The organism is Kitasatospora sp. NPDC087861, from assembly GCF_044742585.1.
GTDB lineage: Bacteria > Actinomycetota > Actinomycetes > Streptomycetales > Streptomycetaceae > Kitasatospora.
This window is the reverse complement of record NZ_JBIUUS010000020.1, coordinates 1-19,576: the sequence shown is the minus strand read 5'-3', so window position 1 is coordinate 19,576 and position 19,576 is coordinate 1. Positions and strand designations below refer to the sequence as shown.

Sequence of the window (19,576 nt, the reverse complement as noted above, 5' to 3'; positions counted from 1 at the left end):
AGGTGGCCGGATGGCGGACAGCGACCGCCGGGGACCGCACGTGGTCTGGACCACTTGAGGGCCTGGCGAGGTGTCGGGGGCAATCCCGGTGGGGAGGGGAGGGGGTTGCCGCTTAGGCTGTCAACCATGAGCAAGTCGCCTGGGGAGCGCGCGCCGGTCCGGTCGTTCTGGTGGTGGAAGCGGCCGCGCAGCGCCTTCCTGGACATCGGGCTGGCGGTGCTCGCCGCGCTGGAGTGCGCGCTCACCACGGTCTCCTTCCTCTCCGCCCGGGTGCACCTGAACTCCGCCGGTGCGACCGGGGTCGCTCTGCTCGGCGCGGTGGCGGGCGGCTCGCTGGTGCTGCGCCGCCGCTGGCCGGCCGTACCGGTGCTGGTGACCCTGGTGGCGATGCCCGGGATGCTGGGCGTCCTGCTGCTGGTGGTGTCGCTGTACACGCTGGCGGAGACCTGGGAGTGGCCCTCCCGGCGGTGGCGGGTGATGGCGCTGTCCGGGCTGGCCTTCGCCGAGGCCGTCGCCGTGATGATGGTGTCGATGCTGACGCCCGGCGACTCCGTCGTGGTGGAGCAGCCGCCGCTCTGGGGACAGGTGCTGATAGCCGTCCTGGTGGCCGTCGGCCTGACCGTCCCGCCGGTGGTGACCGGCCTGTACGTGGGCGCGCGGCGGCGGCTGATCGACTCGCTCAAGGACCGCGCGCACGGCCTGGAGACCGAGCTGGACCTGCTGGCCGAGCAGGCCCAGGAGCGCGCCCGCCGGGCCCGGTTGGAGGAGCGCACCCGGATCGCCCGGGAGATGCACGACGTGGTGGCGCACCGGGTGTCCCTGATGGTGGTGCACGCCGGGGCGCTGGAACGGATCGCCGCCAAGGACCCGGAGAAGGCCACGCAGAGCGCCAAGCTGATGGGCGAGGTCGGCCGGCAGGCGCTCAACGAGCTGCGGGAGATCCTCGGCGTGCTGCGGATGGACGACGAGCGGCAGCCGGAGCCGGACTCGCTGGCCGGGCTGCCGCGGCTGGTCGACCAGTCCCGGGCGGCCGGCATGGCGGTGACGCTGACCGTCAGCGGCAGCCGGCAGGAGTTCACCGGCGAGGCCGAGCAGACCGCCTACCGGGTCGTCCAGGAGGGCCTGACCAACGCGCACAAGTACGCCGGCGGCGCACAGGTGTCCGTCCTGCTCGCGTACGCGCCCAACGGGGTGCGGGTGAGCGTGGTGAACGCCTGCCCGGGCGGGGGCGGCGGCGCGGCGAAGCTGCCCAGCGGCGGCAACGGGCTGGTCGGGATGCGGGAGCGGGTGATCGCGCTGGGCGGCACCTTCTCGTCCGGGCCGGAGGCGGACGGCGGGTTCCGGGTCGAGGCGGTGCTGCCGTCCCGGCTGGCCGTCCGGGCCGAGCCGCTGCGCTGACGGGCCGCTGCGCTGACGGGCCCCTGCACTGACGGGCCTGCGGCGGCGCGCGCCGGGCCGCCGTCAGGACCCGTCGGCGGTGCGCAGCCGCTCGGGGGCGGTGCCGAGGACCAGGGTGGCGACCGCCTGGTCGATGCCGTGGCCGAGGAACCACTCGCCGGTGTGGTCCAGGCTGTAGACCCGGCCCTCCTCGTCGACGGCCAGCAGCGCCTGCCCGTACGCCTCCTCGCCGAGCGGGGCGAGTTGGGTGTCCAGGGCGCGGCCGAGGTCGAGCAGGGTGCGCGGCTGGTGCAGCCCGCACAGCGGGTCGATCAGGAACGGGGTGCGGGCCAGCTGCCGGCCCGGGCCTGCCAGGTCGAAAGCGAGGCCGCCGAACTCGGCCCAGGCCTCCACCGCCGCCGGGAACACCGCGTGCCGCACGCCGGACGCCCCGCCGTACCCCACCAGGGTGTCGGCCCACTCCTCGGCCTGCCGAATCTGCCAGCGGCCGGGGTGCCAGCCGGCCGTCTTGAGCTCGGCGGCGACGTCGGCGGGGAAGCGCGGGCGGGTCCGCTCGAGGGGGGCCGCGGCCAGGGTGGACGGCGGGGGCGGGGGCGGGCTGGGCGGGTTCAGGGCGGACTCCAGGGCTCGGGGACAGGGGCCGTACGAGGGCGCGGTCAGGGCGCGGGCGGCCCGACGGCGACGCTCTGCACGGTGAAGTGCTCCAGCATCGGGACGCAGGAGCGGCACGGCGGGGCGTGCGTGCCGTGCGCCGGGTCGCCCTCCTCCCGGATGCGGACGGTCGTCATCCGGGAGCCCTTGAGCGCCTTGCGGGCCTCGTGCAGGCTCATCGGCTTGCGGGCGGCGCGCTTGGAGCGCCGGCCATCGACCGCGGTCAGGTACTGGGAGAGCAGGACGGCCTCCGGGCAACGGCCGGTGAACCGCTCGCGCGCCTCGACGGGCAGCGTGCCCAGGAACTCGCCGACCAGCGGGTGCAGGACCGGCCGCCGGGCGTCCTTGTCGCCCGCCAGGGTCTGCACTTCGCCGCCCTTGAGCGACAGTGCGGCGGCGACGGCGGGCAGCAGGCTGTCGCGGTGGTGGCGCAGCACGGGCGGGCCCTGGGGCTCACCGGTGGTCATGCGTCCTCCTCCTCCTCGTTCCCGCTGACGGCAGGACCGGTGGGGCCGGTCCGGGGCAAGCCTGTCAAACGACACCGACATCCGCACAACCGGGGTGCGGGGCGGGCGAACGGCCGTGCGGGACCGGCCGGGTGGTCACCCGATCCTCGCCGGACCGGGGCCGGATCCGCACACCGCCGTCACGACTTGTCCGCCGATTTCCCGAAACCGCCCCCGGTCGTGGGCGCGGCCGGTACCGTTCCAGGACACCGCGGCGCTGCGGCTGCACTGGCTGTGCGACCTGGACGAGGCCAAGGCCCGTACCGTGCTGGGGGAGTACAGCACGGTCGGGGCGACCGGCTCCTACCGCCGGGTGCTCGACGACGAGCGGGTCGGGGCGGTCGCGGTGGCCACGCCCGCGGCCGCGCACTACCGGCTGGTGCGGGCCGCGCTGGAGGCCGGCAAGCACGTCCTGGTGGAGAAGCCGATCACCACCTCCGCCGCCGAGGCCGCCGAGCTGGTCGACCTGGCCGAGCGCAGCGGGCTGGTGCTGATGTGCGACCACACCTTCTGCTACACCCCGGTGGTGCGCCGGATCCGCGAACTGGTGCACGGCGGCGAGATCGGCGACGTCCAGTTCTTCGACTCGGTGCGGATCAACCTCGGACTGGTGCAGCCGGACGTCGACGTGCTGTGGGACCTCGCCCCGCACGACCTGTCGGTCCTCGACTTCGTGCTGCCGCCCGGCGTCGAACCGGTCGGGGTGTCCGCCCAGGGTGCCGACCCGATCGGCGCCGGCCGGGCCTGCGTGGCGTACCTGACGGTGCGGCTGAGCAACGGCGCGCTGGCGCACGGCCCACGGACGGATCGCGGCCACCAGCTTCTACCCGGGCAAGAACCTCGGCGGCTACGGCGACGCCGGGGCGGTGCTCACCGACGACGGCGAACTCGCCGCCGCCGTCCGGCTGATCGGGGACCCCGGCGCGCGCGAGAAGTACCGGCACGAGCGGTTCGGCTTCAACTCCCGGATGGACGCGCTGCAGGCCGTCGTGCTGCGGGCCGAACTGCGCCGGCTGCCCGCCTGGAACGCCGCCCGCCGGGCCGCCGCCGCCCGCTACGACGCGCTGCTCGGCGGCCTCGACGGCCTCACCCTGCCGCGCACCGCGCCCGGCAACGAGCACGTCTGGCACCTGTACGCGGTGCGGATCGGCCCCGGCCGGGACCGCGGCGCGGTGCTCGCCGAGCTGCACGCCGCCGGGATCGGCGCCGGGGTGCACTACCCCGTCCCGGTCCACCCGCAGCCCGCGTTCCGTCACCTCGGCCACCGCGCCGGGGCGTTCCCGGTCGCCGAGCGGTCCGCCCGCGAACTGCTCAGCCTGCCGCTGCACCCGCACCTCACCGAGGCCCAGCAGACCCGGGTGGCCGGGGTGCTGGCGGAGGCGCTCGGCACCCGGCTCTGACGGCCTCCCGCTCCCCGGGCCTTCTCCCCGGGCGGGGGGCCGGGCCCGGGGACGACCCCCTACGCTGGTGTCCAGCAAGCGCACCGAGAATTTGCAGCAGCCAGTGGGGGCTCCCAGATGACGACAGGTCGGCCCGGCGTCGCCGCCGCACCGAACGCGGCGTACGCAGGTCAGGTGGTGCAGTTCCCGGATCCGGTCCGCGCGGAGCGTCACCCCGCCGGGGTCCGGGTGGACGAGTACGGCTACCCGGACTTCGGCCCGTACGCCGCCGCCGCGGCCGAGGTCGCCGACCCGCCGGACGGCTTCGGCGTGGACGAGCTGCGGCTGACCGACTACGTGTCGGCCAACGCCGCGCTGTTCACCCAGGGCCACCCGCTCTGGGCCGACCTGGACACCGCCGTCGCCACCCCGCCCGGCTGGACCTGGCACCACGCGGTCGGCCGGGCCACCCCCGGCTGGCGGCGGATGGAGCTCGTCCCGGTCGAGGTCAAGGCGCTGCTGCGGCACCACGCCGGCCTGGCCACCTCCACCGCCGACCACACCCGCCGCGGCACCCGCCCGCTGCAGGAGCGCCGCCCGGTGCACTTCTCGCTGACCAAGGACGGCGGCGATCCGATCGGCGTCGCCGAGGACCTGGTGCAGCGCGCCGAGGAGCGCCTCGGCTACCGGCTGCCCGGCGCCTACCGCACCTTCCTCAAGCTGGGCGGCGGCCGCACCCCGGTCGGGGTGGCGCTGGACACCGAGCTCGGCATGCTGCTCGACCAGCCCTTCCTGACCCTCAGCGAGGAGTACGGCGTCCAGGACGTCGTGTACGCCAACAAGTGCCTGCGCGACCACCTGACCAAGGACTACCTGGGCGTCGCCTACGCGCAGGGCGGCATCGTCGCGCTCAAGGTGCGCGGCGACCGGATCGGCTCGGTCTGGTTCCACCTGTACGACGACGCCCGCGACACCGGTGCGCCGGAGGCCCCGGAGGAGCGCTGCGCCCGGCTGCTGCTGCCCTGCGGCGAGGACTTCGACGCCTTCCTGCTGCGGCTGGCCGGCAGCCCGCCGGAGCTGGAGACGGTCGCGGAGCTGATGGTGGACGGCGGGTTCGCCCGGGCCGTCCCGGTGGGCTGACGTGGCCGCGGTGGTGGAACGAGCGGGGACGACGAGGATGGGGACAGGGGTGAACCGGGCGTGGTGACGTACGCGCAGGCGCAGGAGCTCGCCGAGGAGTGGATCAACGGCGGGGTGCCGCAGCCGCAGCAGCGCGAGGTGCGGGTCCGGGAGTTCGACCTGGGCTTCGTCTGCTGGGCGGTGGCGCCCGCGGACGGGCCGTCGGGCCCCGCGGGTGCGGCGGACGGCTCGGCGGGCGAGGCACGACTGGTGATCGCCCGGGACTCCGGCGCGACCACGCTCTGGCCCGCGCTGCCCGTCAACGAGGTGGTCCGGCAGTATGAGGAGGTGTACGGGCGGCCGGTCGCGGCCAACCCGGCGGGGGCGGCGAAGCCCGCGCCCGGGCCGGTCGAGGCGACGTCCTTCCTGCTCAGCCCGCCGCAGTGGCTGCAGGAGGCGGGGGCCGCGGCGATCGCGGCGGAGGCGGAGCGGCTGGGGGCCGCCGGTGCTCCTGCTGCCGCTGCTCCCGCCCCGGCTCCGGCTCCGGCGTCCGCGCCGGCTCCGGTTCCGGCCCCTGCGCCGGTGCCGGTCGCCGAGTCGCCCGCGCCCGCCGTTCTGACCGCTCCGCCGGTCTCCGACCGGCCCGCCGGGGACGCGCCGACCATGCTCGCCCCGCCGGCCGGCCCCGCCGAGCCCGCCGTCGGGCCGCAGGCTCCGGCCCCCGTGCCGGTCCCGCCGCCGGGCGTGCCGGTCCCGCCGCCGGGCGTGCCGGTGCCGCCGGCCGGCGGCGAGGCGGCCACCGTCCTGATGCCCGAGGGCCTGCGGACCACCGGGTCCGACCTGCCCGACGCGCCCGCGCCCGCCGGGGCCGAGGCCGCGACCATGCTGATGCCGCCGGAGGGCGGCGGCTACGGCATGCCGCCGGTGCCGCCGGCCGCCGCCCAGGCTCCGCCGTGGCCCGCGCCCGTACCCGCCACCTCCCCGCAGCCGCCCGCGCCCGCCGCGGCCGCCGAGCCGGCGCCGACGCTGCTCGCGTCGCCGGACGCCGTGCCGGGGCTGATGGGCCTGCCGGGCGCGCCCTCCGCGCCGCCTGCACAACCTGCGCCTCCGGCGCCTCCTGCGCCCGTGGAGCATGCGCCGACCATGCTGGCCCCGCCCGGCGGGGTGCCCGGTGCGCCGTCGGCGTCCTCCGCCCCGGCCGAGCACGCGCCGACCGTACTCGCCGCGCCCGGCGATCTCCCCGGACCGGGCGGCCTGCCCGGCGCCCCGGCCCCCGGCGCGCCCGCCGCCCCGGTGGCCGGCGAGGCGCCGCAGGGTGCGCGCGGCCGCAACCCGGGGTCGGCTCCGCCGCCGCCCCCGCCGGCCGCGCTGCGCGGCGGTGCGCCCGGTCCGGGCGCCGCGCCCGGTGGTGCGTCGGGCCGCAACCCCGGCTCCGCCCCGCCGCCGCCCCCGCCCGCCGAGCTGCGGCACACCCCGGGCACCGGCACGCCCGCCGCGAGCCCCGGCGGCCGCGCCGCCGGCTCGACCCCGCCGCCCCCGCCCCCGCCAGGCCTGCGCGGAGGCGCCCCGGCGCCCGCCCCGGCGGCCCAGGCCGCGCCCGCGGCCGGTGTGGCCTACGAGGCGACCCAGCTGGCCGGCGCGATCGACCCGGCGCTGCTGGGCGCCGCCCCGGCCGACCCGGGCACCCCGCCGTCCGGCGGCCCCGCCGTCCCGCCGCCGCCCGGTGGCCCGGCGGCCCCCGCCGCGCCCGTGGCCGGGTACGGCTACCCGAACGCGGGCGCCGCCGTCCCGCCGGCGCCGGTGCCCGGCCCGCCGCCGGGCGCGGCCGTGCCCCCCGGGGTGCCGGCGGTCGGCCCCGGCTACTTCGCCGCGCTCAGCTACCGGGGCCCGGACGGCTCCGAGCAGAAGCTGCTGCACCGCAGCGAGCCCGGCACCCCGCATCCGGAGTGGAAGATCCTGCAGGACCTGCGGCGGCTGAACGTGCCGCCGGAGCAGGTGCTGGAGCTCTACACCGAGCTGGAGTCCTGCGACCTGCCCGGTGGCTACTGCAACCGCATGATCGCCGCGTCCTGGCCGAACGTGCGGCTCACCCACACCGCCGCGTACGGCCGCGACCACGCGTCCCGGCAGGCCGGGATGGCCGAGCTGCTCGACCACCTGGACGAGCTGCACCAGCTGGCCTCCGGGGCCCAGCGGGTCCGCCCGTTCCGGGTGCCGCTGCCCGCGCCGGGGACGGTCCAGCCGCTGCCGCCGCTCCCGCCGCAGCAGCTCGCCCAGGAGCTCGGGACGGCCTTCGGGCCGAACGTGTTCCGCTACGAGCAGCGCGCGGTCTCGCGCCAGGGCGTGCCCGAGCCGGTGTCGCAGTCCCTGATGTGGGCCGGGCTGCCGCGCGACTTCGGCCCGTTCTTCTGGGCGCAGGCGCAGGAGGGCCGGCCGATCCCGACGCTCGCCGAGCTGGCCGCCGAGCGCGGTCTGCCCGCGGCGCCGGACTTCGGCGGCTACCTGGTGCTCGGCAACGACTACGGCCGCCAGCTCTGCGTCCAGTACGGCACCGCGAACGTGGTCGCCGTGGACGTCGACGGAACCGGTCAGCCGCCCCGGTTCGTCAACACCGGTGTACCGGAGTTCGTCCGTGCGATGGCCCTGCTGGGTCGGATGTGGCGGCTGCGGTACGGGCTGACGCCTGACCAGGCCGGTCGTTGGACGACCGACTTCCAGGCGCAGCTCGCCGCGATCGACCCGGCGGCCCTGCAGACCGCGGACACTTGGTGGGCCGTGCTGCTGGAGCAGTTCTGGGACGGCCTGTTGTAGCAGGTCGTCGCGGATCCTCGCAGGTGGGGAGGGGTCGTTCCGGTGTCCGGAACGACCCCTCCGGCATGCCGTCACGGTGGTGCCTCGTTGGGGTTTCGCCCAGATCTGCGCAAAATAGGTCAAGAGGATGGGTCTATTCGTCCGGTCCTCGACGTATTCCGGTCCGCCTGACGACCGAATCCGGCCCCGGCGGCCGAACCGGTTCCGGATCCGTCCGTTCCGTCCGATCATGGGCTCCGCAGCCCGCGACACGAGGGGAAGAGCCCATGAGCGACGCCGTCCCCCAGTACGGCTTCACCGCTGCCCGGCGCGGATACGCGCCCGAGCAGGTCGACCGAGCCCTCACCGCGCTCACCGCGCAGCGCGACGAGGCGTGGGAACGGCTGAGCGTCCTCGGCGCCGGGCTCCGGCAGATGGAGGCCCGGCTGGCCGACATCCGGCGGGCCGCCGAGGACGCCCCGGAGCCCGACTACGAGGTCCTCAGCGAGCAGGCCGCCGGACTGGCCGTGCTGGCCCAGAACGAGGCGCGCGCCGTCCGGGACAAGGCCGAGCGCTTCGCCGAGGACCTCCGGGACGAGGTCTACGAGGCCGGCCAGGCGCTCGACCGCACCGCCAAGGAGTACTCCACCACCACCCGCGCCGAGGCCGACCAGGCCGCCCGGCGCACCGAGGAGCGCACCCGCGCCGAGGCCGAGGGCGTCCGCGCCGAGGCCGACCAGGAGAGCCGCAGCGCCCGGGACGCCGCCACCTCCTACGCCGCCAAGGTGCGGGTGGCCGCCGCCGAGGCGAGCGAGCAGTCCGAGGCGGAGCTGGCCGACCGGCGCCGCAAGGCCGACGAGGACTTCGCCGAGGCCCAGGCCAAGGCCGACGCCGAGGACACCCAGGTCTCGGCGACCGCTGAGCGCCGGGTCAAGGAGGCCGAACAGCACCGGGACACCGTGCTCGGCCAGATCAAGCAGCTGGAGACCGACGCCCAGGCCAAGGCCGACCAGATGATCGAGCAGGCCCGCCGGGAGGCCGAGCGGATCAACGCGGAGAGCGAGCGCGAGCAGCGCGAGTTCGACGGTCGGCTGGAGACCGTGCAGCAGCACCTGGACCACATCAAGGCCACGCTGGCCTCGCTCACCGGCGCGGCGGTCGGCGCGATCGAGCCCGACCACCCGGCGGTGGACGCCGAGCCGGTCGCCGACGTGGTGGCCGATGCGGTCGTCGACGCGGCGCCGGTGGACTCGGAGGCGGACACCGGCGAGATCCCGGTGGCGGGCCTGCGGAAGGTCGTCGCGCCGGCGGCGCGGGAGAAGACGTCGACGGCCGCGCTGCGGATGCCGGTCGTCGGCGGGGCCTCCGGCTCCGGCGGGACGGCCGCCGCCGCGGTGGCGACCGGTCCGGTCGCGCCGGCCGCCGTCCCGCCGAAGCCGGCCGGACTGCCCCGGCCGGCGGCCGACGGCGACGGCGACGGCGAAGGCGAAGGCGTCGAGAAGGAGCCGCAGGACGAGACCCGGATCATCCCGAAGATCGTCATCGTGGACGACGGCGTCGGCTACGCCCCCCCGAACACCGTGAGCTACAAGCGCCGCTGAGCCTGACGTCGGCGCTCGCGTCGACGCCTGCGCCGTCGGCCGGCCCGCGTTCGGCTGGGTGCGTTCCGCGCCCCGGGCCCCGACCGCCCCCATCGGGCGGCCGGGGCCGGCGCGTCGGAGCGGACCTCCGGCGGCCCGCGTCACCGCGGCAGGCGCCGGGGCTGGGGCCGGCAGGGCTCCGGGAAAGAGTTGAGGCCGAGACCCGTGGCGCCCTCCAGGAAAGGGCGCCACGGTTCCCGGCGCTTGGGCGGGCGCCCCCACCCAGGGTCGCCCGGCCTCGCACCTCCGACCCCCATCGGGGGTGCGACAGTGCCGCCACAGCCATCCCCCACGGTTGGGTGCGGCGGGCACATTCACCATGGTGCGCGATCTCCATGGACGGGCAGTGACAGGAGTATGTCCAGTTCGTGGCAGATCGCGGAGCCGGACCTTGACCGGCGTGTGGCTGGTTCGTCCACCGGCCGGTCCGGTGCTCCGTCCAGTGGTTCGTCCGCGGTCCCGTCGCGGGCTCCGGCCGGGATGCGTCCGGGGTCCGTTCGCCGGGCGGGACGGTCGTTCGTTCCCGCCCGGCCCCGCCGGGGCCGTACGCCGCGTGCCCGTCCGTGCCGCGGCGTAGGCTGGATACCCCCGGCCGCTCGGCGTGCCGGGCCGTTCGCGTTGCCCCGGCAGGCCTTCGCCGCCCGGAGGCAGCACCAGCCACGGGACGAAGAAGAGACCCCAGATGAGTCTGACCGGACTGCTCGATGTCGTCGCGCGCGATGCGGCGCTCGCCGAGGCCATCGAGGCGGCGACCGCCACCGGAGCCGCCGCCGGCGGCCGCCGCCACCTGGACCTGGTCGGACCGCCCGCCGCCCGGCCGTTCGCGATCGCCGCGCTGGCCCGCGCGCTCGCCGGCCAGGCCGGCGGCGACCGGGGCCGCCCGGTGCTCGCCGTCACCGCGACCGGCCGGGAGGCCGAGGACCTCGCGGCCTCGCTGCGCTCGCTGCTGCCGCCCGACGCCGTCGCCGAGTACCCGGCCTGGGAGACGCTGCCGCACGAGCGGCTGTCGCCCCGTTCGGACACCGTCGGGCGCCGGCTGGCCGTGCTGCGCCGGATCGTGCACCCGCGGGCGGACGACCCGGCGGCCGGTCCGGTGCAGGTGGTCGTCGCGCCGGTCCGCTCGGTGCTGCAGCCGCAGGTGAAGGGGCTGGCCGAGCTGGAGCCGGTGGCCGTCCGGCGCGGCGAGTCGCACGACCTGGAGGAGGTCGCCCGCCGGCTCTCCGCCGCCGCCTACGCCCGCGTCGAACTGGTCGAGAAGCGCGGCGAGTTCGCTGTCCGCGGCGGCATCCTGGACGTCTTCCCGCCGACCGAGGAGCACCCGCTGCGGGTGGAGTTCTGGGGCGACGAGGTCGAGGAGATCCGCTACTTCAAGGTCGCCGACCAGCGCTCGCTGGAGATCGCCGAGCACGGCCTGTGGGCGCCGCCCTGCCGCGAGCTGCTGCTCACCGACGAGGTGCGGGCGCGGGCCGCCGAGCTGGCCGCCGAGCACCCCGGGCTGGCCGAGATCCTGGACAAGATCGCCGAGGGTATCGCGGTCGAGGGCATGGAGTCGCTGGCGCCCGTCCTGGTGGACGACATGGAGCTGCTGGTGGACGTGCTGCCGCTCGGCTCGGTCGCCGTGGTCTGCGACCCCGAGCGGGTCCGCACCCGGGCCGCCGACCTGGTGGCGACCAGCCAGGAGTTCCTGCACGCCTCCTGGGTGGCGGCCGCGGCCGGCGGGGACCGGCCGATCGACCTGGAGACCATCGACGTCTCCGCCGCCTCGCTGCGCTCGCTCGCCGACGTGCGCGAGCACGCCGCCGAGATCGGCCTGCCCTGGTGGTCGGTCAGCCCGTTCGCGACCAGCGAGTCCACGGTCAACGAGGTGCTGGAGTTCGACGCCAACACCCTGACCCTCGGCATGCACGCCGTCGAGGCCTACCGGGGCGACACCGCCCGGGCGATCGCCGACGCCAAGGAGCGGCTGGCCGCGGACTGGCGGGTCGTCATGGTGACGGAGGGCCACGGGCCCGCCTCCCGGCTCGCCGAGGTGCTCGGCAACGAGGGCATCCCGGCCCGACTGGTCGCCGACCTCGCCGAGGCGCCCACCCGGGACGTCGTCTACGTCTCCTGCGGCTCGATCGAGCACGGCTTCGTCGACGAGGACCTCAAGCTCACCGTCATCACCGAGACCGACCTGTCCGGCCAGAAGTCCTCCACCAAGGACATGCGCCGGATGCCGTCCCGCCGCCGCAACGCGATCGACCCGCTGGCCCTGGCCGCCGGCGACTACGTCGTCCACGAGGCGCACGGCGTCGGCAGGTACGTCGAGATGGTGCAGCGCACCGTCCAGGGCGCCACCCGCGAGTACCTGGTGCTGGAGTACGCCCCGGCTAAGCGCGGCCACCCCGGCGACCGGCTCTTCGTGCCGACCGACCAGCTCGACCAGGTCACCAAGTACGTCGGCGGCGAGGCCCCGACGCTGCACCGGCTCGGTGGCGCCGACTGGGCGAAGACCAAGCAGCGGGCCAAGAAGGCGGTCAAGGAGATCGCCGCCGACCTGATCAAGCTGTACTCGGCCCGGATGGCCGCCCCCGGGCACACCTTCGGCCCGGACACCCCGTGGCAGCGCGAACTGGAGGACGCCTTCCCGTACGCGGAGACGCCGGACCAGCTGACCACCATCGCCGAGGTCAAGTCCGACATGGAGAAGTCCGTCCCGATGGACCGGCTGATCTGCGGCGACGTCGGCTACGGCAAGACCGAGATCGCGGTCCGGGCCGCCTTCAAGGCGGTGCAGGACGGCAAGCAGGTGGCGGTGCTGGTGCCGACCACGCTGCTGGTGCAGCAGCACTTCTCGACCTTCGCCGAGCGGTATGCCAACTTCCCGGTGACGGTGAAGGCGCTGTCCCGGTTCCAGACCGACAGCGAGGCCAAGGCCGTGCTGGAGGGCCTGTTCGAGGGCTCGGTGGACGTCGTCATCGGCACTCACCGACTCTTCTCGTCCGAGACCAGGTTCAAGGACCTCGGTCTGGTCATCGTCGACGAGGAGCAGCGGTTCGGCGTCGAGCACAAGGAACAGCTGAAGAAGCTGCGCGCCAACGTCGACGTGCTCACCATGTCCGCGACCCCGATCCCGCGGACCCTGGAGATGGCCGTCACCGGCATCCGCGAGATGTCCACCATCACCACCCCGCCGGAGGAGCGGCACCCGGTGCTGACCTTCGTCGGCCCCTACGACGAGAAGCAGATCTCGGCCGCGATCCGGCGTGAACTCCTGCGCGAGGGCCAGGTGTTCTACATCCACAACCGGGTGGAGTCGATCGACAAGGCGGCCGCCCGGCTCAAGGACCTCGTCCCCGAGGCGCGGGTCGCCACCGCGCACGGGCAGATGGGGGAGACCCAGTTGGAGAAGGTCGTCGTCGACTTCTGGGAGAAGGAGTTCGACGTCCTGGTGTCGACCACGATCGTGGAGTCCGGCATCGACATCTCCAACGCCAACACCCTGATCGTCGAGCGCGGTGACACCTTCGGCCTCTCCCAGCTGCACCAGCTGCGCGGCCGGGTCGGACGCGGCCGCGAGCGCGGCTACGCGTACATGCTGTACCCGCCGGAGAAGCCGCTCACCGAGACCGCGCACGAGCGCCTGGCCACCATCGCCCAGCACACCGAGATGGGCGCCGGCATGTACGTGGCGATGAAGGACCTGGAGATCCGCGGCGCCGGGAACCTGCTCGGCGGCGAGCAGTCCGGGCACATCGCGGGCGTCGGCTTCGACCTCTACATGCGGATGGTCGGCGAGGCGGTGGCCGAGTTCCGCGAGTCGCTGGCGAACGGCGGCGAGCCGGAGGAGGAGCCGCTGGAGGTGAAGATCGAGCTGCCGGTCGACGCGCACGTGCCGCACGACTACGCGCCCGGCGAGCGGCTGCGGCTGCAGGCGTACCGCTCGATCGCGGCGGTCAACTCGGAGGCGGACATCCAGCAGGTCCGGGACGAACTCGTCGACCGCTACGGCAAGTTGCCCGAGCCGGTGGAGAACCTGCTGCTGGTCGCGGCGCTGCGGCTGTACGCCCGGCGGTGCGGCATCTCGGACATCACCCTGCAGGGGGCCAACGTCCGGTTCGGGCCGGTGGAGCTGCGGGAGTCCCAGCAGCTGCGGCTGAACCGGCTCTACCCGCGCAGCCAGGTCAAGGCGGCCGCCCAGCAGCTGCTGGTGCCGCGGCCGAGCACCGGGCGGATCGGCGGCAAGCCGCTGGTCGGGCGGGAACTGCTGGGCTGGTGCAGCGAGTTCCTGTCGGCGATGTTCGACGACCTGGCGGGGGCGAAGAAGTAGCACCCGCGAGGGGGCGGGGCCGGACGGGCCCCGGAGGAAGTCGGCGGCGGTCCCGGGCTCGGCCCGGGGCCGCCGTTCCGCGTCTTCGGGTGTCGACCGTGGCCCGCGTGCGGTGGTGCGGGTGCGGGCGCTTCGGGGGTGGCGGCTGTGAACAGGGGTGTCGGCCGGGTGTCAGCCGGGGTGTCAGCCGGGGTGTCAGCCGATCTTCCACTGGCCGACCTGGTTGGCGAAGCCGTTGTCCAGGGCGAACTGGACCTTGTCGAGCTTGGCGTCGACCGGGACCTCGAAGGTGACGAAGCCCTTGCCGGTCTCGCCGGGGGCGATGTTGGTGGGGGTCTGGAAGGCGGGGCCGGCCTTGGTCTCGGCGAGGCTCGGGCCGTACGCCTGGCCCTGGGCGTCCACGACCTTGGCGCTGCCCCAGGGGGCCTCGCTGTAGGCCTGGGCGCCGGTGGCCTTGATCTGGAACTGGACCGCGACGTAGCGCTTGCCGTCGGCGGGCTTGAGGTACTCGTTCGCGCTCTCGGCCGGGTCGGCCACCTTCACGGTGGTGACGTCGGCGGTGTTGCCCTTGTCCATGCCCTTGAGCGCGATGGTGTCGCCCACCTTGGCCGGGGCCTTGGGTGCGTCGGCGGCCTTGGTCTCGGCGGGCTTGTCCCCGGCGGGCTTGGCGGTGCCACCGGTGGCGGCGGTCTGCTTGGCCTCGGTCGAGACGGAGGCGCCGCCGGTGGAGTTGCAGGCCGTCGCGGTGAGGGTGACCAGCGCGGCGCCCAGCAGCAGGGCGGCGGTGCGGCGGGTGGCGGCGCGGCGGGCGGTGGTGCGGGCGGTGGCGGACATGGCGGGTGCTCCCGAGTCGTCGGTGTCTTCCTGGTGGTCGCCCCCTGCTCGGTGGCGACGGAGAGATCACACCACTGATCCGTGAACCATGTCAATGAGATTTCATGAAACCTCTCTGTTCACATGTGAACTCCGTTGGGCGAGCGCATCGCTATGCTGTGTGATCACACCTCCCGCCCTCCGGGTTCGCCCGCGCCGCCGAAGGAGCCCCCGTGCCGGACCGTCCCGAAGTGACCGCCGTCGAGATCGCCCGGCTGGCCGGCGTCGGCCGGGCCGCGGTCAGCAACTGGCGCCGCCGCCACCCCGACTTCCCCCTCCCGGTCGGCGGCACCGACGCCAGCCCGACCTTCGCCCTCGGCGAGGTCGAGTCCTGGCTGCGCGCCCAGGGCAAGATCGCCGAACTCCCGCTGCTGGAGCGGGTCTGGCAGCTCGTCGACACCCTCCGCGACCCGGCCGGCCACCCCGCCGCCCCACTGGTCGAGGCCGGCGCCCTCCTCCTGCTGCTGCACCGCGCCCCCGACCGCTGGACCGAACTCGCCGACCAGCCGGACACCCGCCTCGCCACCGCGCTGCCCCGGGCCGTCGCCGACACCGCTGTTCACACCTTCGGTGCGGACGGCCCCCGCGCCCTCCGCCTGACCGGCCTGCTCGGCAGTACCCAACTGGACCTCGCCCGCCTGCTCGCCGCCCTCGTGGCCGAGGCCGGTCCGGCCGGCGCGTACGAGCAGCTGCTCACCCGGTACGCCGAGGCCAACACCCGCCAGCTCAGCCCCACCCCGCCGGAGGCCGCCGGCCTGCTCGCCGCCGTCGCCGGCGTCCCCGCCACCGTGCTCGACCCGGCCGTCGGCCTCGGCGCCGTCCTGCTCGCCCACCCGTCCACCACCGGCCGCTACGGGCAGGACGCCGACCCGGTGATCGGCGCCCTCGCCCAGCTCCGGCTCGCCCTGCACACTCCCGCCGGCGAGCCCGACCCGCTCCCGCTCGCCCTGCGCACCGGCGACGCCCTGCGCGCCGACGGCTACCCCGGCGACACCTTCGAGGCGGTGCTCTGCCAGCCCCCGTACAACGAGCGGGACTGGGGGCACGACGAGTTGCAGTACGACACCCGCTGGCCGGGCGGGCTCGTCCCGCCACGCGGCGAATCCGAGCTCGCCTGGGTGCTGCACTGCCTCGCCCACACCCGCCCCGGCGGCCTCACCGCCCTGCTGCTGCCCCCCACCGTCGCCAGCCGCCGGGCCGGCCGGCGCATCCGGGCCGAACTGCTCCGCTCCGGCGCGCTGCGCGCCGTCGTCGCGCTGCCCGCCGGCGCCGCCCCGCCGTACGGCGTCCCGCTGCACCTCTGGGTGCTCCGCGCGCCCCGGCCGGGGGACGACTTCCGCCAGGTCCTGCTGCTCGACGCCGGTGCGGCGGGCGCGGCCGGTGCGGCGTGGGCGTCGCAGGCGGGGGCGTCCGGGCCGTCCGGGGCGACGGCCGAGGGCGGCCGGGACAAGGTCGACTGGCCCGCACTGCGGCGGACCGTCCTCGACGCCTGGCGCGGCTTCGACCTGGCCGCCCGCGAGGGTCTGCCGCTGCCCGCCGACCGTCCGGGCGTCCACCGGGCGGTGGCCGCCATCGACCTGCTCGACGACGAGACCGACCTCTCCCCGGCCCGCCACGTCCCGCCGGCCGCCCCGGTCGGCGGCGCGGCCGAACTCTCCCACCTCGGCGGCCGGTTGGCCGAGCTCCTGGCCGGTCTCGACGACCCCGCCGGACTGCTGCCGGAGCCCGGGGCCGGATCCGTCGCCGGCGCGGCCCCCGCCGGTGTCGTCTCGGTCGGCGAACTGGTCCGCGCCGGTGCGCTGGAGGTGTACTCCTCCGGCACCGGTGCCGCCACCCGCCCGGTCGGCGTCACCCCCGGTGGCACCCCCGTCCTGACCGACCAGGACCTCGTCGCCGGCAACCCGCCCAGCGCCGTCCTCGGCACCGCCACCGGCCCCGCCGGCGACGTCCGCACCCGCCCCGGCGACGTCCTCGTCCCCGCCCTCGGCGGCGGCACCGCCCGCGTCGTCCCCGCCGAAGGTCCGCTGCTCGGCGCCGCCCTCGGCCGCCAACTCCACCTGCTCCGGCCCGATCCGACCGTCCTCGACCCGGAGTTCCTGGCCGGCCACCTCCGCTCCACCGCCGGTACCCGGCGCGCCGCCAGCCACGCCACCACCACCGCCCGCCTCGACATCCGCCGCGTCGAACTGCCCCGCCTCCCGCTCCCCGCCCAGCAGCGGCTCGGCGTCGCGTTCGCCCGCCTCGCCGCCTTCGACACCGCCCTCGGCCAGGCTGCCGCGCTCGCCCACACCCTGGCCCAGGCGGCGACGGACGCCCTCGCGACGGGCGCGCCGACACCGCCGGCCGACTGACCTGACGCCCGCTCAAACCCGGCTTCGCACCTGACCTCGGACCCGACCTCAAGCCGACCGGACGGAAGCCCTCCGGGCCGACGGGGCAGGGCGGTACGGTGTGCTGGGCCGTCCGCGCCGCGGCCGGCGTCGGTCCTCACCAGCTCAGGAGCGCACATGTCAGGGCAGTACCCCGGGCAGTTCGGACCGCCGCCCGGAGGGACTCCGCACCGCCCCGGACCGGAGCCGATACCGGGCCGGTTCGGCGTGCCCGGTCGGGTGCTCTGCGCGCTGGCCCCGCTGCTGTCGGTCGGCCTGCTCGGGGTGGTCCCCTCGCTGCTGCTGGCGGTCCGCCGCCGGCGGGCCTACGACATCGTGGGCGCGGGGGTGTTCTGTGCGCTGCTGCTGACCGTGTTCGTCTCCGCCGGGATCGCCGGCAGCCTGCAGGACCCGACGGCCGACGCCACCGGCCAGACCACGCTGATCGTGCTCTGGTTCGCGGCCCCGGTGCACTACCTGGTGATGGACAGTCGCGCGGTCTGGCAGGCCGGCCGGCCCCGGCCCGCCGCGCCGTACCTCTCGCCGTACGCGGTCACCATGCCCGGGTACGGCACCCCGGTGGCCCCCGCCGCGCCCATCGCCGCTCCGGTCGCTCCCGTCGCCCCGGTCGCCCCCGCCGCCGAGACCGCGCACGACCTGCGCCAACTCGGCGAACTGCTGCGCCGCCAGGCCCGCGAGGACCGGCCGTGACCGCCGCCAGACTGATCGACGGCCGCTACCGGCTCACCGAGAAGATCGGCCACGGCGGCATGGGCCAGGTCTGGGCCGGCCACGACGAGCGCCTGCACCGTCCCGTCGCGGTCAAGCTGCTCCGCCCCGACCGCCTCCTGTCCGGCGGCACCGGGCCCGCCGCCGGCGGCCTCGGCACCGGCACGGCCGGCGAACGCCGCCGCCACGGCGACGAGTTGCGCCGCCGGTTCCTGCGCGAGTGCCGCGTCACGGCCGCCCTCGACCACCCCGGCCTGGTCACCGTCTTCGACGCCGGCGAGGACGGGGGCGAGCTCTACCTCGTCATGCAGCGCGTCCCCGGCGTCAGCCTCGCCGACCTCATCGCGGAGGACGCGCCGTTCCCGATCGAGCGCGCGGTGGCCGTCTCCGCCCAGCTCTGCACCGCGCTGGCCGCCGTCCACGCCGTCCCGGTCGTCCACCGCGACCTCAAGCCCAGCAACGTCATGGTCCGCGACGACGGCCGCACCGTCCTGCTCGACCTCGGCATCGCCACCGCGCTCGACACCGAGACCACCCGCCTCACCCTCACCGGCGTGCCCATCGGCAGCCCCTCCTACATGGCCCCCGAACAGGCCCTCGCCGCCACCACCGACCCGCGCAGCGACCTCTACGCCCTCGGCTGCCTCCTGCACGAGATGCTCGCCGGCGAGGAGCCGTTCCGGGCACCCACCGCCCTCGGCGTCCTGCGCCGGCACGTCGACGAACCGCCCGTACCGCTGCGCGACCTGCGCCCCGAGGTGCCGCCGCCGCTCGAACGGCTCGTCCTCGACCTGCTCGCCAAACAGCCCGCCGACCGCCCCGCCGACGCCCAGGCCGTGTACGCGCGGCTGCTCCCCCTGCTGCCCGCCGCCGAAGCCGCCCCGCAGCCCCGCTACCCGGCCCTGCCCGACCCGGCGCGCCCGTACCGCTTCCCGCACCAGCCGCAGCCGGCCGCCGCACCCGCCGCACCCGTCGCGACTCCGCTGCTCCGCTCCGAGCCGCGCCCCTTCCTGATGACCGCCGTCCCCCCACCCCCACCCCCACCCCCGGCGCCCGCCGCGCCTCCCGCCGCCCCCGACCTCGGCGCGGAGTGCGCCCGGCTCTCCGACCTCGTCGACGCCGGACACCACGGCGAGGTCCTCGGCCTCGCCGCCCGACTGCTGCCCCGCGCCGAGGCCGAACTCGGCGACGGCGCCCCGCTGGTGCGCACCATCCGCACCATCTACGCCCGCACCCTCCTCCACGAGGGCCACCCCCACCAGGCCCTCCCCGAGTACCGCCGCCTGGCCGCCACCGCCGACGGCGGCCCGCACGGCCCCCAGGGCCTCGACCACCGCTACCGCGCCGCCGTCTGCCTCGACCAGCTCGGGTACGGCCCCGACGCGCTCGCCGAGTACCAGGCCCTGCTCGCCGCCCACACCGCCCGCCTCGAAGCCGGCCTCGACACCGACCCCGAACGCGGCTACGACCTGCGCGAACGCATCGGTCTGCGCCTCGCCGCCACCGGCGACACCGAGAGCGCCTGGCAGTGGCTGCTCCAACTCCTCTTCGAACGCGAACGCCGCGACGGCCCCCACCACCCCGCCGTCCGCCGCCTCCGCCAGTCCCTCGACACCCTCCACCCCCACCGCCCCACCCCCTGGCCACCCGCCTCCTAGAGCCCGCCCGCACACCCCCGCGCGCAGGCCCGCCGGGACTATCACGATCTAGGTGTAGGGACTATCACGATCTAGGTGTACGGCACCCGGTTGGCCTAGCTGTTGATCTTCCTGGTGGGCGTAGGCCGGATGGTCTACGCCCGTCCGGCTGA

General features: G+C 76.0%; 12 protein-coding genes and 1 pseudogene. 10 read left to right on the top strand and 3 right to left on the bottom strand.

Features of this window, described 5'->3' with window-relative positions; all coding sequences use genetic code 11:
* Positions 1 to 126: 126 nt before the first annotated feature.
* Positions 127 to 1,398, top strand: coding sequence for a sensor histidine kinase (locus tag ACIOJE_RS26325; protein ID WP_400779270.1), 1,272 nt, complete (start codon positions 127 to 129; stop codon positions 1,396 to 1,398).
* Between the two features lie 63 nt (positions 1,399 to 1,461).
* On the opposite strand, the gene ACIOJE_RS26320 is transcribed toward ACIOJE_RS26325, so the two are convergent.
* Together ACIOJE_RS26320 and ACIOJE_RS26315 are read right to left on the bottom strand one after the other, a co-directional pair.
* Positions 1,462 to 1,971: an SUKH-3 domain-containing protein gene (locus tag ACIOJE_RS26320; RefSeq protein ID WP_280678834.1), complete on the bottom strand. Its 510-nt coding sequence runs from the start codon at positions 1,969 to 1,971 to the stop codon at positions 1,462 to 1,464.
* 83 nt (positions 1,972 to 2,054) lie between these two features.
* Positions 2,055 to 2,516 carry a YwqJ-related putative deaminase gene (locus tag ACIOJE_RS26315; RefSeq protein ID WP_280678390.1) on the bottom strand — a complete coding sequence of 154 codons (462 nt, stop codon included), beginning with the start codon at positions 2,514 to 2,516 and terminating at the stop codon, positions 2,055 to 2,057.
* A gap of 94 nt (positions 2,517 to 2,610) precedes the next feature.
* Between ACIOJE_RS26315 and ACIOJE_RS26310 the strand changes: the two are divergent.
* From ACIOJE_RS26310 to mfd, 6 genes and pseudogenes are all read left to right on the top strand, one after another.
* A pseudogene (locus tag ACIOJE_RS26310) lies at positions 2,611 to 3,000 on the top strand (Gfo/Idh/MocA family oxidoreductase); the annotation flags it as partial.
* 361 nt (positions 3,001 to 3,361) lie between these two features.
* A complete protein-coding gene (locus ACIOJE_RS26305; protein ID WP_400779441.1) occupies positions 3,362 to 3,955 on the top strand; it encodes a DegT/DnrJ/EryC1/StrS family aminotransferase in 594 nt (197 codons plus the stop codon).
* 117 nt (positions 3,956 to 4,072) lie between these two features.
* Positions 4,073 to 5,074 carry an SMI1/KNR4 family protein gene (locus ACIOJE_RS26300; RefSeq protein WP_400779268.1) on the top strand — a complete coding sequence of 334 codons (1,002 nt, stop codon included), beginning with the start codon at positions 4,073 to 4,075 and terminating at the stop codon, positions 5,072 to 5,074.
* A 60-nt stretch (positions 5,075 to 5,134) separates the two neighbouring features.
* Positions 5,135 to 7,864, top strand: coding sequence for an SUKH-4 family immunity protein (locus ACIOJE_RS26295; protein WP_400779266.1), 2,730 nt, complete (start codon positions 5,135 to 5,137; stop codon positions 7,862 to 7,864).
* A 266-nt stretch (positions 7,865 to 8,130) separates the two neighbouring features.
* The gene (locus ACIOJE_RS26290) at positions 8,131 to 9,444 is read left to right on the top strand and encodes a hypothetical protein (protein ID WP_400779264.1); all 1,314 of its coding nucleotides are present in this window, start codon (positions 8,131 to 8,133) and stop codon (positions 9,442 to 9,444) included.
* A 721-nt stretch (positions 9,445 to 10,165) separates the two neighbouring features.
* The gene (gene mfd / locus ACIOJE_RS26285) at positions 10,166 to 13,795 is read left to right on the top strand and encodes a transcription-repair coupling factor (protein WP_400779262.1); all 3,630 of its coding nucleotides are present in this window, start codon (positions 10,166 to 10,168) and stop codon (positions 13,793 to 13,795) included.
* 195 nt (positions 13,796 to 13,990) lie between these two features.
* Here the strand turns inward: mfd and ACIOJE_RS26280 are convergent, their stop codons facing one another.
* Complete coding sequence (locus ACIOJE_RS26280; RefSeq protein WP_400779260.1) at positions 13,991 to 14,629, bottom strand: DUF4352 domain-containing protein; 639 nt, start codon at positions 14,627 to 14,629, stop codon at positions 13,991 to 13,993.
* A 212-nt stretch (positions 14,630 to 14,841) separates the two neighbouring features.
* Here ACIOJE_RS26280 and ACIOJE_RS26275 point away from each other — a divergent pair, with 212 nt between their 5' ends.
* From ACIOJE_RS26275 to ACIOJE_RS26265, 3 genes are all read left to right on the top strand, one after another.
* Entirely contained in the window at positions 14,842 to 17,019 is a 2,178-nt protein-coding gene (locus ACIOJE_RS26275; protein WP_400779258.1) for an N-6 DNA methylase, read from the top strand.
* A gap of 156 nt (positions 17,020 to 17,175) precedes the next feature.
* Positions 17,176 to 17,748: a hypothetical protein gene (locus tag ACIOJE_RS26270; RefSeq protein ID WP_280678372.1), complete on the top strand. Its 573-nt coding sequence runs from the start codon at positions 17,176 to 17,178 to the stop codon at positions 17,746 to 17,748.
* A complete protein-coding gene (locus tag ACIOJE_RS26265) occupies positions 17,745 to 19,424 on the top strand; it encodes a protein kinase (RefSeq protein ID WP_400779256.1) in 1,680 nt (559 codons plus the stop codon). The genes ACIOJE_RS26270 and ACIOJE_RS26265 overlap by 4 nt, the downstream gene beginning before the upstream one ends.
* Positions 19,425 to 19,576 lie beyond the last annotated feature (152 nt).